This window comes from Micromonospora sp. NPDC005173, assembly GCF_040608515.1.
In the GTDB taxonomy this organism is placed as follows: Bacteria; Actinomycetota; Actinomycetes; order Mycobacteriales; family Micromonosporaceae; genus Micromonospora.
In genome coordinates, this window is the sequence record NZ_JBEXIK010000002.1 from 1 (window position 1) to 14,825 (window position 14,825).

A 14,825-nucleotide genomic window follows, 5' to 3' on the forward strand; every position below is an offset into this window, starting at 1 on the left:
GACACCGTCAAGCAGGCCTGGTCGATCGCGCTGCTGCTCGGCGTCGGGGCGATCCTGGGCTTCCGCGTCGGCAACGGGCTGCTCGGGTCAGATCTTGGCGACCTGGTTGAAGTTGAGCTCCACCGGCGTCTCCCGACCGAAGATCGACACCAGCACCTTGAGCTTCTGCTGGTCGGCGTTGATCTCGCTGATCGTGGCCGGCAGCGACGCGAAGGCACCGTCGGTGACGGTGACCGAGTCACCCACCTCGAAGTCGAGGACCTTGATCTCGGGCTTCGCCTTCTTCTGCTCGGTCTCGATGGCCGGTGCCAGCCACTTCAGCACCTCGTCAAGGGAGAGCGGCGCGGGCCGGTCGGCCCGGTCGGTCGCGCCGACGAAGCCGGTCACACCCGGGGTGTTGCGGACACACGAGTAGGACTCGGCGGTCAGCTCCATCCGGACCAGGATGTAGCCCGGGAAGACCTTGGCCTGGACCTGGGACCGCTTGCCGTTCTTGACCTCGACTTCCTCCCGGGTCGGCACCTCGACCTGGTAGATGAAGTCCTCCATGTCGAGGCTCGTGATCCGGGTCTCGAGGTTGGTCTTGACCTTGTTCTCGTAGCCAGCGTAGGAGTGCACCACGTACCAGTCGCCCGGCGCGTAGCGCAGCTTCTGCCGCAGCTCGGCGACCGGGTCGTACTCCTCGTCCGGCGCGGGCTCGGTGGTTGGGAACTCCGGCTCGCTGGCGGCCTCAACCGACTCGTCACCAGCCGCCGTCGCGACCGTGGACTGCTCGTCCACCGGTCCGGCGGTCTCGTCGTACTCAGGCACGCTCGCTCACTTCCGTCACTATCGGCTCTGGAGTCAGCCGGTCAGCTCGAGTTGCCGAAGACAAACAGCACGACCTTGGCGAACCCGTAATCCAGCACGGCCACGATCGTCAGCATCACCGCGACGAACGTCACCACCACCGCGGTGTAGGTCAGCAACTCCTTGCGCGTCGGCCAGATGACCTTACGCAGTTCGGCCACGACCTCGCGGAAAAACCGGGCGATGCGCCCGAAGACGCCCACCCGACCAGTTTCCGACCGGGTGGTCGGTCGGCTGTCCGCCGACTCCGCCCGGGCACGGGACCGCGTCGCGGTGCCTCCCCGGGAGACCGGCTCGTCCGCGCTGGTGGCGTCGTCGTCAGCTACCTCGTCGACGACCTCGTCGTCCAGACGATCGTCGCCGGCGTCCTCGCCGCGCCGCTTGTTGTCGGCCACTTCGCCCTCCGTCGCGGAAATCTCGGGTCGCACGCCGGGCGGCGTGCGCGGCGCTGTTCACGCCGGCCGGACCAACCGTCCCGCGACGGGCCGCGGCCGGTGGATCAACCGGGTGGCCCGATACCTCGGGACCACCCCGCCAATGCCACCACCACGGGCCGGACGCCGCCATCTCGGCGGCGCGACCCACGGGAACGGTCAGGCCTGAGGCGCAGGGGTGACAGGACTTGAACCTGCAGCCTGCGGTTTTGGAGACCGCTGCTCTGCCAATTGAGCTACACCCCTGTGCGGCAACACTCGCCCCACGCGGCCACAGACGACCGAGCAGGGGTCACTTACCCCACGGCGGACCAGTGTACGGGTAGCCGCTCGACTTTCCCAACCGGTCTCCCCGCCACGCGTGGCGGGCCTGACTCAACGCTTCGTACGGATGGTGGCGCGGGCCTGTGAGAGCACCTTCTCGCCCAGGCAGGTGGCGGTCACATCGAGCCGGGTGAGGCCGTCCTCGGTCACCTCACGGACCACCGCGGTGACCTCGATCTCGGTCCCCTGGTCGTCGTCGGGGACCACCACCGGCCGGGTGAACCGGACGTTGTAGTCGACCACCGCGTCGGGCGCCCCGGCCCACTCGGTGATCGCCCGGCCGACCAGCGCCATGGTGAACATGCCGTGCGCGATCACCCCGGGCAGACCCACCTTGGTGGCGAACCGGTCGCTCCAGTGGATCTGGTTGAAGTCACCCGAGGCACCGGCGTAGCGGACCAGGTCCGCGCGGGTCACCTGGAAAGTCTTGGCTGGCAGCTCCATCTCACGCCTCCCCGCGTACGACGATCTTGGACCAGACGGCGACGACCGGCTCGCCGGCGACGGTGCTGACGTCGGTGCGGGTGGTCAGGAAGCCGTGCCCGCCCCGGGTGCTGACGTCCTCGATGGTGCTGGCGCAGACCAGCTCGTCGCCGGCGACCACCGGCCGGGTGTACGCGAACCGCTGGTCACCGTGCACCACGCGGCTGTAGTCGACGCCGAGCTCCGGGTCCTCGACGATCTGACGGCTGGCTGCCATCGTGACGACCACCGGGAAGGTCGGCGGAGCGACCACGTCCGGGTGGCCCAGCGCCTGGGCCGCCGCCGGGTCGTGGTGGGCGGGATCGGTGGCGCCGATGGCGGTGGCGAACTCACGGATCTTTTCTCGGCCCACCTGGTAGGGGGCGGTCGGCGGATAGGTCCGGCCGACGAAGGAAGGGTCCAGAGACATGCCGCGAACCTACACGGAAACACAATCGCCGATCTGCTCGGTCGGCGGCGGTGGAACCGCGCCAGCCCGGTCAGATCGGCGATCGGAAAGCTTCAACGGTGGCCGGCGTTGGAGCCGGCCGCAGGTCAGCGGGTCTCGCGGTGGACCGTGTGCCGACCGTCGCGCGGGCAGAACTTCTTCAGCTCGATGCGGTCGGGGTCGTTACGACGGTTCTTGCGCGTGATGTAGTTGCGCTCCTTGCACTCCACACACGCCAAAGTGATCTTCGGCCGGACATCGGTAGCCTTCGCCACGGCGGAGTGCCTTCCTCGCTAACGGAAACAACTACGACGCGCCAGCCTAGTCGCTGACAGCGCGGACATGCAAAGTGGGCGCCAGTGGCGCCCATCCCCACGACCACCGGAAACAAGCCCGGAAGACGAGAGTAGCGGTGGCCGGACTTGAACCGGCGACACAGCGATTATGAGCCGCTTGCTCTACCATCTGAGCTACACCGCCGTGGTGGGTCCAGCTGAACCCTCGAGCCCCCTTACGGAATCGAACCGTAGACCTTCTCCTTACCATGGAGACGCTCTGCCGACTGAGCTAAGGGGGCCTGCGCGATCTCCCCGTGGGGCGCGCAGAAGTAAGAGTACACGGCCCGGCTCGGCAGGTGAAATCGGATCCCCGGAGATCGTCTACGCCCAGTTCAGGGCACGACACGAAGGCGGGGAAGCTCTCCGACGGAGATCGTTTCCGGGTCGGCCTGGGCGCCGAACCAGGCCGCCAGCCGCTCGTACGGCAGCGGTCGGCTGAACAGGAAGCCCTGCCCGATCTCACAGCCGATGTCCTGGAGCAGCTCCAGGGTCAGCTCGCTCTCCACGCCCTCGGCCACCACCGCCAGGCCGAACTGCTGAGACAGGGTCACCACCGCGTTGACGATGGCCAGGTCCCCCGGATCGGTCGCCATGCCCTGCACGAAGGAGCGGTCCACCTTCACCTCGTGCACCGGCAGCCGCCGCAGATGGGCCAGGGACGAATCACCGGTGCCGAAGTCGTCCACCGACAGCCGGACGCCGAGATCGCGTAGCCGGTGCAGGGTCGGGATGGGTCGGTCAGTGCCGTCCAGCACCCCCGCCTCGGTGATCTCCAGGGTGAGGCTCTGCGCCGGCACCCCGTACTCGGTCAACAACTCCTGCACCCGGTCGGGGAAATGCTGGTCGGTGAGCGTACGGGCGGAGAGGTTGACCGCGACGGGCAGCGGAAGGTCCGCCTCGGCCCAGTCCCGGCTGCGCCGCAGCCCCTCGCGGAGCACCACCTCGGTGAGCCGGCTCAACTGGCCGGTGTGCTCGGCCACCGCGACGAAGTCCTCCGGGGCGACGGTGCCGTGCGTCGGGTGCTCCCACCGGGCCAGGCACTCGACACCGACCAGGCGACGCTCCCGCAGCGTCACCTTGGGCTGGAAGTAGACCTCCAGCTCGTCCTGGTCCAACGCTCGGCGCAGGTCGCCCGCGAGGCCCAGTCGGCGCAGCGACCGCGACTCCAGCGCCGGGTTGAACAGCTGCACGCTGCCCGGTACCGATTTGGCGGCCGTGGCGGCGAGGTCGACCCGGAGCAGCAGGGTGGCCGCGTCGCTGCCGTGATCCGGGTGTACGGCCACCCCGACGGCAGTGTCCACATCGAGGGTGAGCGCGTCGAAGACCATCTCGTCACGAATCTGGTCGCGCAGTTGGCCGGCCAACTCCAGCGCCGCGTCGGCGTTCTCCAACCGCAGCGTCACCAGGAACTCGTCGCCACCAACCCGGCCGACCAGAGCCGACGACGGTGCGCTGGCCCGCAACCGGTTGGCGACCTCGGCGAGGACCTTGTCCCCGGCCGCGTGACCGAGGGACTCGTTGACCTGGCGCAACCCGTCGACGTCGAAGAGCAGCAGCGCCACCACCTCGTTGGGTGCGCCGATCTTGACCGACTCGTCCAGCGCGCCGGTGATCCGCCGCCGGTTGGGCAGCCGGGTCAGGGCGTCGTGGTACGCGTCGTGCCGCAGTCGATCGACCAGCCGAGAATTCTCCAGCGCCACGGCGGCGTGCGCGGCCACCGTCTCGAAGATGGGAATGTCGCCGGGGGCGAAGTGGCCGATGTCGCTGAGCCGGTTCGCCACCTCCAGGGTGCCGATCACCGCCTGCCCGGAGCGCAGCGGCACCACGATCACGTCCTTGATCTCGCGGGCGCTGATCTCGCCACGTAGCGCACTCTCGTCACCCAGCAGACGCCCCATCGACAACGTCTTCGCCAGGTCCCGCGCCCGCTCCCGCAGTATCGACGGGGTCGGGGCAACATCGAGCAGCCCTGGCGTGTCGACCCGGGCCGTCAACAGCACCTCGGGGTGCCGGCCCTGGGCGGGCAGCCAGAGGGTGGCGGACTCCGCCTGCATGAGGGCACGGACCCGGTCGAGCAGAACGTCGGCCAGCGACCCGTCGGCGCCGCTGGTCGTGATCAACCGGGCCAGGTCGTACATCCCGGTCAGGGTGCGGTGCTGCCGGAAGAACTGGGCGTAGGACCGGTAGACCAGGGTGAGCGCGGCGAAGAGGGCACCCAGCAGCAACGCGGACCACCAGGTCTGGTCCAGAGCGATCAGGACGAGCAGACCGACGGACGCGTTGATCGAGGTGGTGAGGAGCACCGACGGGGTGGTCCGCAGGGCTTCCCGGCCGGCCTGCCAGCCCTGTAGCAGCACGTGCACGCCGACGACAGAGGCGAGACTGACCAGGGTGATGGTGTTTACCGCGAGGAAGAGACTGCCCCAGGTGCCGGGGCCCACGCCCTCCAGCGGTGGCAGTCGCAGGAGAAGCAGACTGGCCAGCGACGTGGCCGCGGCGGCCCTCGCGACGTTGAACCAGAACTTCGCTGGCGCGAAGCGCTGCGAGGCGCTCCAGATCAACGAGGCGACCGTGTAGATCAGGATCACGGTCAGCGGTGGCAGGAAGAACAGCCCCACCACGAGTGGGATCTCGGTGAGCGTCACGCCCACGGACTGCCGACGGACGACGAAGTTCAGCACCGGAATGCTGATGCCGGCCATCGCCAGGAAAATCAGGAACGCCAGCCCCCACTCCCCGTAGGGATGGTCGGAGATGACGCTGATCGCGGTGCAGGAGAGGATGGCGACCAGTGCCAGCGGGCCGGTGATTAGCCAGGCGTGATCCGTGGACTTGCGCCGTTGGTCACGCCTGGCCATACCGCTCCCTCTGAAAGACGCCGCCCATGGGTGCTGCCCTCATGGGCGACGACCCGCGAGGCTACCGGGAGGCGTCCACGCCCCAGACGACATCACCCAACCCCGCACCCCAAACGACGTCAGTCAGCTGAGCGCTACCTGCGCCGGGAAGGAAATCGGTGCCGAGCAGTCCTCCGAGGACAGCGGCGAGCACGAGGAGCGGGCCAAACAGTCGACCCAGTCTTCGACCAGACATGTTTGCTCCTGTCGGGGAAGTGTCACAGGGATGGTGGAGGTTCCACGATCGTGCCACACGGTCGGTACGCCGAAAAGCGGTGAGTGTGGGACCGGTCCGAGCGTTGAGAAGGTTGCCCCCTTCGGCCCAGTCCCCCGCGACGTGCCGGGCCAGATCAGGGCTGCTTCCTGCGACTTCAGCGCTTCACACAGCGCTTGATACGACCTTCAGCACAATTCACCCACGCCGTTCGGCTTCCGCCGGCGTGATCACGTGCAGTCGCTCTCCGTGACGGATCTGCTGGCCTGGAAACGCGCCGATGCGAGCCGAGACATCGACCACCATACCCGCTTACCGCCTCGACACAAGAAGCCGGACGGACGAGTGGCACCGACCGCTCATGCCTCCATCGCACCGCTGGACAATTCAGCGACAGCGGGGACGCGGTGGCACATCATGTACGGATGCCCGGTCGCGACGTCCTCGCTCGCCTCCAGGACGCCGCCGTCTTCTGGAGTATCGGTTCGGGCAGCTCAGCCCAGGTGATCGAGGCCGCCTGCGACTGCCTCACGGCAGGCATGGACAGCCCGACCCTCCGGATCCTCGCCGGCATCTCGCCCGTGAAGGGCAACGAGAGTGACGAGTTGCGGCGATGGCTCGACGTCGCTCTGGCGCAGCACTCCCTGACCTACCACCAGGAGGGCAGTCGCGAGGGTGCGGAGGAGGCGCTTCGGATCATGGCCCGGCGACTGCTCGCAGTGACCATCGCGCCTCGCGATCTCACGTCCTGGGCGTACAGCTTCATCACGTACGAGGGCACTCCCCGGGCAGCCGAGTTGATCGCCCTCGACAACGCGTACGAGTACGTGGACGCCGTCCATGACGGGAACCCGTGCACCAGTACCGCGACCGTGGACATCGACGCGGACGTCATCGCCGAAGCTCGGCGCCTGGTCGGCGACACCACCGGCGAGAACAGCTGATCGACGACTGCGGGTTGCCTGTCAGGTGTTCGGCATCCGCCCACCCGTTGAACGGCATGAAGGATCACAAGCTGGGTGGCGTACCCGAAGCGGCGAACGTCCTCACGGCCTGGAGCAGGCGGTCGAGGAAGGTGGACAGGTCCGGAGCCGCCACGTCAAAGTGCGGGTTCTCTGAGGTATAGATGCCGGTGAGGACGAGGCCCGGCGGGAGGCGATAGACCGGTGATCCGGCCGGCATGGCCAGCCCGTACTGCAGGCCGCCGCGTCGCTGGCGAACACGACCACGTCGGCGCCGTGGCGGCTGCGATCGCTTTCAAGATCATGCGCGACGGGCGTCACGGGATTGATGCCGCAGGCGGCAAGCGCCCGGTGAGGAACCCGAGTGCCACGCGCTGACTTCGCAGCCCTCGCCTGTGACCTCCACAGGACTGACCAGGAGGGTCAGGCGCGAACCGGAGCGGGCTCAGGATTCCCGCAGCGGCCGGAACGCGGCCCGAACCTCGGCGGAGAAGAGCTCCGGCTCCTCCCAGGCGGCGAAGTGGCCGCCGCGGTCGGCCTCGTTGAAGTACGCGGGGTCGGGGTAGACCGTCTCGACCCAGCTGCGCGGGGCAGCCCAGATCTCCTCGGGGAACGTCGTGAAGCCAACCGGAACCGAGACCGGCGGAGGAGCCTGGCCGGACGCACCGGCTGCGGCCAGGAACCGTCCGAATTCCCAGTACCACCGGGCGGACGAGGCGCCGGTGCCCGTCAGCCAGTACAGCGTGACGTTGTCGACGATGGTGTCCCGGGTGAGACCGCCCACCGGCTTGCCGTCGACGAGCGCGCGGGAGATCTTGTAATAGCTGTCGGTGTCGTGGTCGAACATCCAGGCCGCCAGCCCGACGGGTGAATCCAGCAGGGAGTAGCCGATCGTCTGTGGCCGGGTGGACTGCTCCAGGAAGTAACCGAAGCCGTCCATCATGAACAGGTTGAGCGCGTCGTGCGCCGCGCGTTCCTGCTCGGACTTCGCCGGCAGTTGGTCCTTGATACCGATCGCCCCGGCGAGCAGGTTGACGTGGATGCCGAGCAGCCCATCGGGTGCTTGGCGGCCCATCGCGTCCGTGACGGCGGCACCCACGTCACCCCCCTGGGCGACGTAGCGCGTGTAGCCGAGGCGGGCCATCAGCTCCGCCCACGCTTGTGCGATGCGGCCGTTCTCCCAGCCGAGCTCGGTCGGCTCGCCCGAGAAGCCGTAGCCCGGCAAGGACGGCAGCACCAGATGGAATGCGTCCTCGGAGGTGCCGCCGTGCGCGGTCGGGTCGGTGAGCGGGCCGATCACCCCGAGCAGCTCGACGACCGAGCCCGGCCAGCCGTGCGTCATGATCAGCGGCAGGGCGTTCTCATGCTGCGACCGCACGTGGATGAAGTGGATCTCCACGCCGTTGATGTTGGTCGTGTACTGCGGCAGGGCGTTCAGCTTCGCCTCGAACGCGCGCCAGTCGTGATCGGTCGTCCAGTAGCGGGCCAGCTCCTGGACCGTCGCCAGCTGCACGCCCTGAGACCGATCGGTGACCAGCTCGCGGCTGGGCCAGCGCGTGGCCGCGATCCGGCGACGCATGTCGGCAATCGCATCTTCCGGTATGTCGAGCCGGAAGGGACGGATTTCGTTGTCGTTGGACATGCTCTCCACCTGCCGGATCGGGTCGGCCGACGCCGGGGCGCCGGCGGGGCTGGCACGCGCCCAGTCTCGCAGCGGCCCGGCGACCGGCGGACCGAAATGCGATTTCGCGCTCGGGTCTGGCTCGGACCGGTTTACTCACTTTTGTCGTGGAAAGTGCGCCGGTCACGGTGGCAGTCGCCATTGGCCGCACTGAGGCCGAACTGGCCTTCGGTCTGTTGCACAGCCGGCCTGCAGGCGACGCGACGTACATCGCGGGCGGCGTCGGTGGGCAGGAGCCGCGGCTGGGATGGCGGCTTGACGCGGACCTGACCGGCGAGCCCGGCTTCCAGGTCGTGCAGCGCCGCCCGGCCGAGGGTCCAACGGCACCCCTCACGAGCTGGTGCCTAGATCGGGCTGGACGCCCGTGGACTCCACGAGAAAGACCCCGGAGCGCGTTTCCGCAGCTCACGGGGCCGTCTCTGCACCTGGTGGCGGGTAGAGGATTCGAACCTCTGAAGCTTTCGCGACGGATTTACAGTCCGCTCCCATTGGCCGCTCGGGCAACCCGCCAGGGCACCCCACCGCGTCGCAACGCGGCGGCGGAAGCAAGGATAGCGGCTCACCCCACCCCCGTCGCAACCGGGTACGGTCAGGGGGTCGTGCCGCTGGTCGGTGGCCGACGGCAGGCCCAGACCTCCGGACAGCAGGAGTAGAAGCATGGCAGCGAACCCGTCGTTTGACATCGTGAGCAAGGTTGATCGCCAGGAGGTCGACAACGCCCTCCGCCAGGCGGAGAAGGAGCTCGCGACGCGGTTCGACTTCCGCGGCACCGGTGCGGAGATCTCCTGGTCGGGTGAGGAGGCGATCGGCCTTCAGGCAGAGACCGAGGAGCGGGTACGCGCCGCGCTGGACGTGTTCAAGGAGAAGCTGGTCAAGCGGAACATCTCGCTGAAGTCGCTGGACGCCGGCGATCCGCGCCCGTCCGGCAAGATCTTCAAGATCGACTGCAAGGTGATCCAGGGCATCGAGACGGACAAGGCCAAGGCGATCAGCAAGAAGATCCGCGACGAGGGCCCCAAGGGTGTGCAGGCTCAGATCCAGGGCGACCAGCTGCGGGTCACCGGCAAGAAGAGGGACGACCTTCAGGCGGTCATCTCACTGCTCAAGGGCGAGGACTTCGGCGTCGCCCTCCAGTTCAACAACTACAGGTAGGACAGCAGGGGAATAGTGGGGCCGGCCAAAAAGATCATTTAGCCGGACGCCACGTCCCGAGGCTAATCTGTCCGCTTTTTACCGGTGAGTGGTCGATGAGAGTTCTGGCTATGCTCCCCGGTCATGAGCGAGACGGTTCCCCAGCTTTCCCCGCCAGCAGCTCCCACCGAGGCCGAGTCCCTGCTGTCAGTCCTCGAGCGCAACCGGCGGACCTTCGCCTGGAAGACGTCGGGGCTGGACGAGAAGGGTCTGCGCGCGACCACCGCCGCCAGTGCGATGACTCTCGGCGGCCTCGTCAAGCATGTGGCCCTGGTCGAGGCGGACTGGCTGGCTGTCAAGCTCGCCGGACAGGACTACGGAGCCCCGTGGGACGCCGTGGATTTCGACGCCGACCCTGACTGGGAATGGCGCACCGGGGCGCTGGACTCTCCGGAAGACGTCTACGCGGTGTGGCGAGACGCTGTCGAGCGGTCGCGCGAGCTCGTTGCTGACGTCATCAAGGAGCGCGGGCTGGACGGACCAGCGTCCTTTACCTGGCCGGACGGCCGCACCCCCACTGTCCGCGACATGTTGTTGGACATGGTTGAGGAGTACGCACGCCACACCGGCCACGCCGACATCCTCCGTGAGGCAGTGGACGGCCGCGTGGGTGAGGGCGCGCCCCCGGACTTCACCGTCTAACCGTCTGCGTGCGGTAAGACCGGGTGGCGCCCTCACTCGCCACCCGCAGGACTTTCCTCGGTCCGCCCCCCGAACGGGCATCTCATGCGGCCCGTAAATTGTGTAACGGTCAACAAAGTATCGGAATCCCCCTTCGCTGGCCGGAACAGCCTCGCCGAACGCTTCAGCAGCGGCAACCCGCGCGAAGCACGGGTGACTACGACGACAATTCTTTGGCAGTCGTTCCAGATAATCCTACCGTTGCGGCTGGCCCGCGATCGCGTGGCCGCACTGCGCAACTAGTGGAGCGAGCATGAACCGCCTGCAGTCCAAGGTCGTCATCGTTACCGGAGGGACCTCCGGCATGGGTTCGGCGTTTGCCAGGCGCGCCGCCTCTGAGGGGGCAACAGTCGTGATCGGGGCACGTGACAAGGCACGCGGCGAGGCGACCGCTGCGGCGATCACGGCCGACGGAGGCAAGGTCCTCTTCGTCCCGACGGATGTCACGGTCGAGGAGGAGGTCGCCAACCTGGTCGACGTCACGGTCAGGGAGTTCGGGGGGCTGCACGCCGCCTTCAACAACGCGGGCGGCGGCAACATCCAGGGAACGATCCGGGACAGTGCGGCGTCGACCTGGGATCGCATCATCGCCCTCAACCTGACCAGCGTCTTCTACAGCCTCAAGCACGAGCTTCCGGCGATCCTGGCCAGCGGGGGCGGCTCCGTCGTCAACAACGCCTCCGTGGTCGGTGTGGCCGGCGATCCGACGGCTGTCGCGTACTCGGCCGCCAAGCACGGCGTCGTGGGCCTCACCCGCTCCGCGGCGCTCGACGTCGCCAAGCAGGGCGTGCGGGTCAACGCCCTGGTGACGGGCCTGGTGGACACCCCGCTCTGGCGCACCTTCACCGCGGCCAACCCGGATGCCGCGAACGACCTCCTCAGCCAGCAGCCGAGCGGCAGGGCAGCAGGGGAGGACGAGGTCGCCGCCTTCACGGCGTTCCTCCTCAGCGACGAGTCCGCGTTCATCAACGGTGCGGCCCTCGCGATCGACGGTGCGTTGACCGCCCGCTACTAGAGCCTCCACATCCGGGCCCGGCCCCGCACCCGGCGGTCCGGGCCCGCGCTGCCTCCGCACAGGTCGGGCGCGGCAGGTGACTCAACCGGCTGCGGGGTTGCATCCGGTACCCGGGTACGGGCTTACCGTCGGGAGGTGAGCGAACGACACCCAGCGGCCGACGACACGTGGGTCCCCGACTCCTGCCGCCTGCCCACCGCCGAGCTGCCTCTCCGCCTCGCCGAGTTCGACCGGTTCTTCGCCGAGGCGGTTCTTCGGATCGACCGGCCGTCCGCGCGGCGGCTGCGGCTGCACCTGGTCGGCACGGCGGAGGCCGAGCGCGGCGCCCGGGACCTGACCGCGCGCGAATCGGCGTGCTGTTCGTTCTTCACCTTCGACGTCACCCGCACCGGCCCGGACGCGGTGACCGTGGACGTACAGGTGCCGGCCTCGCACGTCGGCGTCCTCGACGGCCTGGCCGAGCGGGTGCGGCCGGGCGACGCACCGGGGGCGGCCGGGGCGTGGCTGCGGAGCGGACAGCTGGCCGGCGCGGCGGGGGTGAACCCGCAGACGCTGCGCTACTACGAACGTCGCGGCCTGCTCGCCGCACCGCGGCGGTCCCCCGGCGGACACCGGCTGTACCCGGCGGAGTCGGTCACCCGGCTGCGGATCATCAAGACGGCGCAGCGTCTCGGCTTCACCCTCGGCGAGGTTGCCGAGCTGCTCGACGCCGAGCGGCGCCGACACGACCGCGGTGTCGGCCTACCGGCGCGGGCCACGGCCAAGCTGGCCGAGGTGGAGCAGCAGCTGGCCGACCTGACGGCCGTCCGAGACTCCCTGCGGGCGGCGATCTCCGCCGGCTGCGACGACCTGATCGCGTGCGCCGGCAGTTCCTGCTGCCCCCTGCCGTTCCCGGACCCACCGCCGGTCGATGCGACCACCGCCCGATCCCGCCGAGACCCCGGCTAGGGGCGACACGCCAGGAAGCCGGGTCGCCGCGTCCGGCGGGTGGCTGGTCCGGCCCAGCCGCGCCGTGCCGATTCAGACCGTGACGGGTTCGTCGGTGCGTACCGTCGAGATTTCCGCGCGGGCGATGGGCCCGGCGGGCAGCGCGGCGACCGCGGCCCCGACGGCGACCGCCGCCCCGGCGAACAGGAACGCCCACGGCACGCCGCCGGCGTTGTCCACGATCAGGCCGGCCACCGCGCCGCCGGCGGCGCTCGCCGCCACCGACATGGTGACCACCCAGGTGTACGCCTCGTTCAGCATTCCGGCCGGCGCGATCCGACCGACCAGGGTGTTCTCCAGGGTCAGCGCGGGCGCGATGGTGGCCCCGCCGACGACCAGCGCGGCACCCAGCGCCAACGGTGTGGGCATCACCGCGAACACCACGAAACTGCCGGCCACCGCGGCGAGCAGCATGGCGAACTGCCGGGTCATGTTCGGCGACGGCCTGCGGACACCGAACCAGAGCCCGCCGGCCGCACTACCGATCCCCCAGACCGCCAGCAGGATCCCGGCCAGGCTCTCCGGGTCGTCGACGGTGTAGTCACCGGCGTACGCCGGGACGATCACGCCTGCGGCGCCGAACGCGATGCCGAGGCTGGCCACACAGACCAGCAGGGCCGGGAAGCCGGAGACCCGCAGTGGGCCCAGCCCCCGGGCGTGGTGCTCGCGCGGGTGCGGACGCCAGCCGCGCATCACCCGGCCGAGGGCCACGGCGGTGGTGCCGACCAGGGTGACCACGGCCGCCCCGATCAGCGCGGCCGCCGCGTCGGCGAGCAGCACGAAGCCGGCGACGAGCAGGGGGCCGATCACGAAGACGATCTCGAACAGTGAGGTCTCCGCGGCCAGCGCGGTGTTGCGCAGGGGGTACCGGCCGGAGGCGGGGCCGGTCAGGTCGTTCCATGCGCCACGGATGGCGGCGGTGAGCGGTGGATAGGTGGCACCGGCGACACCGGCGGCCAGGTAGATGGCGGGCAGGGCGTCGTCGCCCGACCGGCTGGCCAGCAGCAGGCCGGTGAGCGCCAGCGGGTGGGCCACAGCGGTGACCAGCAGGACCGGGCTCGGGCCGACCCGGTCGGCGATCCGCCCGGCCACCGGGCTGAGCACGGCACCGGCGATCGCGTAGATCCCGCCCGCCACCGCGGCGAGTGCGTACCGCCCGGTCACCTGCTCGACCACCAGCAGCAGCGCCAGCGGCGTCATGCCGATCCCGAGCCGCCCGATGATGCCGGTGACCAGCAGCATCGGCGCCCCCGGGATCCGCCAGACACCCAGATACTGGCGCAGTGCGGCCACCGTGAACCTCCCGAGAATGTAATGAGCGCAAGCCCTTTAGACCCTAACGCCGGGTGCTTAGCGGGCAGAACCGGATATCGTATCGCGGCCGACACAGCACTCCGCCCGTACTCGGATGCGGCCGGGTACGGGCGGAGGCGGAATCAGCAGGTCAGCGCTGGAACTGCACCGGGCCCGCGTTGGCGGCCATCTGCTCCAGCCGGGCGACCCGGTCCTCCATCTTCGGGTGGGTGGCGAAGAGCGTGGCCATGCCGCCACCCTTGAACGGGTTGGCGATCATGAGGTGCGCGGTGCTGGTGAGCTGGCCCTGGGCTGGCAACGGCCGACGCCGGGCCACCGCATCGATCTTGCGCAGGGCACTGGCCAGAGCCAGCGGGTCACGGCTCAACTCGGCACCCGAGGCGTCCGCCTGGAACTCACGGCTCCGGCTGATCGCCAACTGGATGACGCTGGCCGCGATCGGGCCCAGGATCAGGGTGAGCAGCAGCACAGCCGGGTTCGGCCGATCCTCGTCGTCCCCGCCGCCCAGCGGGATGAAGAAGGCGAGGTTCGCCAGCAGGGTGATGATGCTGGCCAGGCCGGCCGCCACGCTGGAGATGAGGATGTCCCGGTTGTAGACGTGTGACAGCTCGTGCCCGATCACACCGCGCAGTTCGCGGTAGTCGAGGATCTCGGTGATGCCCTGGGTCACACAGACCGCCGCGTGCTGCGGGTTACGACCCGTGGCGAACGCGTTGGGCTGCGCGGTCGGGCTGACGTAGAGGCGCGGCATCGGCTGCCGGGCCTCGGCCGCCAACTCGCGCACCATCCGGTACAGCTCGGGGAACTGTGCCTCGGTGACCGGTTGCGCCCGCATCGAGCGCAGCGCGAGCTTGTCGGAGTAGAAGTAGGAAACGCCGTTCATGACCAGAGACACGAGGACGGCGATGAACAGTCCGCCACTGCCGCCGAACCAGTAGCCCACCACGAGGATCAGCGAGGTGAGCAGGCCGAGCAGCGCGGCGGTCTTCAGACGGTTGTGGTGCACAATCACTCCTTCGGTGCACGGA

At 69.1% G+C, this 14,825-nt stretch carries 14 protein-coding genes and 4 tRNA genes; 5 read left to right on the forward strand and 13 right to left on the reverse strand.

Going from position 1 to position 14,825, the window contains the following annotated elements; translation table 11 throughout:
* Positions 1 to 87 precede the first annotated feature (87 nt).
* From nusG to ABZV00_RS03015, 9 genes are all read right to left on the reverse strand, one after another.
* Positions 88 to 810, reverse strand: coding sequence for a transcription termination/antitermination protein NusG (nusG, locus tag ABZV00_RS02975; RefSeq protein WP_328420569.1), 723 nt, complete (start codon positions 808 to 810; stop codon positions 88 to 90).
* Between the two features lie 41 nt (positions 811 to 851).
* A complete protein-coding gene (secE, locus tag ABZV00_RS02980; RefSeq protein ID WP_328420571.1) occupies positions 852 to 1,244 on the reverse strand; it encodes a preprotein translocase subunit SecE in 393 nt (130 codons plus the stop codon).
* Positions 1,245 to 1,456: 212 nt separating this feature from the next.
* Positions 1,457 to 1,529, reverse strand: a tRNA-Trp gene (locus ABZV00_RS02985).
* Positions 1,530 to 1,658: 129 nt separating this feature from the next.
* Positions 1,659 to 2,051: a MaoC family dehydratase gene (locus tag ABZV00_RS02990; RefSeq protein ID WP_328420573.1), complete on the reverse strand. Its 393-nt coding sequence runs from the start codon at positions 2,049 to 2,051 to the stop codon at positions 1,659 to 1,661.
* Between the two features lies 1 nt (position 2,052).
* On the reverse strand, positions 2,053 to 2,499 hold the full coding sequence (locus tag ABZV00_RS02995) for a MaoC family dehydratase N-terminal domain-containing protein (RefSeq protein WP_328420575.1): 447 nt from the start codon (positions 2,497 to 2,499) through the stop codon (positions 2,053 to 2,055).
* 125 nt (positions 2,500 to 2,624) lie between these two features.
* Entirely contained in the window at positions 2,625 to 2,792 is a 168-nt protein-coding gene (rpmG, locus tag ABZV00_RS03000; protein WP_007073056.1) for a 50S ribosomal protein L33, read from the reverse strand.
* A 132-nt stretch (positions 2,793 to 2,924) separates the two neighbouring features.
* Positions 2,925 to 2,997 (reverse strand) — tRNA-Met (locus ABZV00_RS03005).
* 24 nt (positions 2,998 to 3,021) lie between these two features.
* Positions 3,022 to 3,094: transfer RNA gene (locus tag ABZV00_RS03010), tRNA-Thr, on the reverse strand.
* 93 nt (positions 3,095 to 3,187) lie between these two features.
* Positions 3,188 to 5,713, reverse strand: a complete 2,526-nt coding sequence (locus ABZV00_RS03015) for a bifunctional diguanylate cyclase/phosphodiesterase (protein ID WP_328420577.1) — start codon at positions 5,711 to 5,713, stop codon at positions 3,188 to 3,190.
* A 678-nt stretch (positions 5,714 to 6,391) separates the two neighbouring features.
* Here ABZV00_RS03015 and ABZV00_RS03020 point away from each other — a divergent pair.
* Positions 6,392 to 6,910 (forward strand): hypothetical protein, encoded by a 519-nt coding sequence (locus tag ABZV00_RS03020; RefSeq protein WP_355601375.1) that lies wholly within the window; start codon positions 6,392 to 6,394, stop codon positions 6,908 to 6,910.
* A gap of 463 nt (positions 6,911 to 7,373) precedes the next feature.
* Here the strand turns inward: ABZV00_RS03020 and ABZV00_RS03025 are convergent, their stop codons facing one another.
* Both ABZV00_RS03025 and ABZV00_RS03030 read right to left on the reverse strand, forming a co-directional pair.
* Positions 7,374 to 8,570, reverse strand: coding sequence for an epoxide hydrolase family protein (locus ABZV00_RS03025; protein ID WP_355601377.1), 1,197 nt, complete (start codon positions 8,568 to 8,570; stop codon positions 7,374 to 7,376).
* A 465-nt stretch (positions 8,571 to 9,035) separates the two neighbouring features.
* A tRNA-Tyr gene (locus ABZV00_RS03030) sits at positions 9,036 to 9,119 on the reverse strand.
* Between the two features lie 147 nt (positions 9,120 to 9,266).
* Here ABZV00_RS03030 and ABZV00_RS03035 point away from each other — a divergent pair.
* The 4 genes from ABZV00_RS03035 (at position 9,267) to ABZV00_RS03050 (ending at position 12,444) form a co-directional block, all read left to right on the forward strand.
* Complete coding sequence (locus ABZV00_RS03035; RefSeq protein ID WP_328420594.1) at positions 9,267 to 9,761, forward strand: YajQ family cyclic di-GMP-binding protein; 495 nt, start codon at positions 9,267 to 9,269, stop codon at positions 9,759 to 9,761.
* Positions 9,762 to 9,884: 123 nt separating this feature from the next.
* Positions 9,885 to 10,442, forward strand: coding sequence for a DinB family protein (locus ABZV00_RS03040; protein WP_355601379.1), 558 nt, complete (start codon positions 9,885 to 9,887; stop codon positions 10,440 to 10,442).
* 292 nt (positions 10,443 to 10,734) lie between these two features.
* Positions 10,735 to 11,496, forward strand: coding sequence for an SDR family oxidoreductase (locus tag ABZV00_RS03045; RefSeq protein ID WP_355601381.1), 762 nt, complete (start codon positions 10,735 to 10,737; stop codon positions 11,494 to 11,496).
* A 135-nt stretch (positions 11,497 to 11,631) separates the two neighbouring features.
* The gene (locus tag ABZV00_RS03050) at positions 11,632 to 12,444 is read left to right on the forward strand and encodes a MerR family transcriptional regulator (protein ID WP_355601383.1); all 813 of its coding nucleotides are present in this window, start codon (positions 11,632 to 11,634) and stop codon (positions 12,442 to 12,444) included.
* A gap of 72 nt (positions 12,445 to 12,516) precedes the next feature.
* On the opposite strand, the gene ABZV00_RS03055 is transcribed toward ABZV00_RS03050, so the two are convergent.
* Together ABZV00_RS03055 and htpX are read right to left on the reverse strand one after the other, a co-directional pair.
* Positions 12,517 to 13,776, reverse strand: a complete 1,260-nt coding sequence (locus tag ABZV00_RS03055) for an MFS transporter (protein WP_328420601.1) — start codon at positions 13,774 to 13,776, stop codon at positions 12,517 to 12,519.
* Between the two features lie 151 nt (positions 13,777 to 13,927).
* Positions 13,928 to 14,803, reverse strand: coding sequence for a zinc metalloprotease HtpX (htpX, locus tag ABZV00_RS03060; RefSeq protein WP_328420603.1), 876 nt, complete (start codon positions 14,801 to 14,803; stop codon positions 13,928 to 13,930).
* Positions 14,804 to 14,825: the final 22 nt, after the last annotated feature.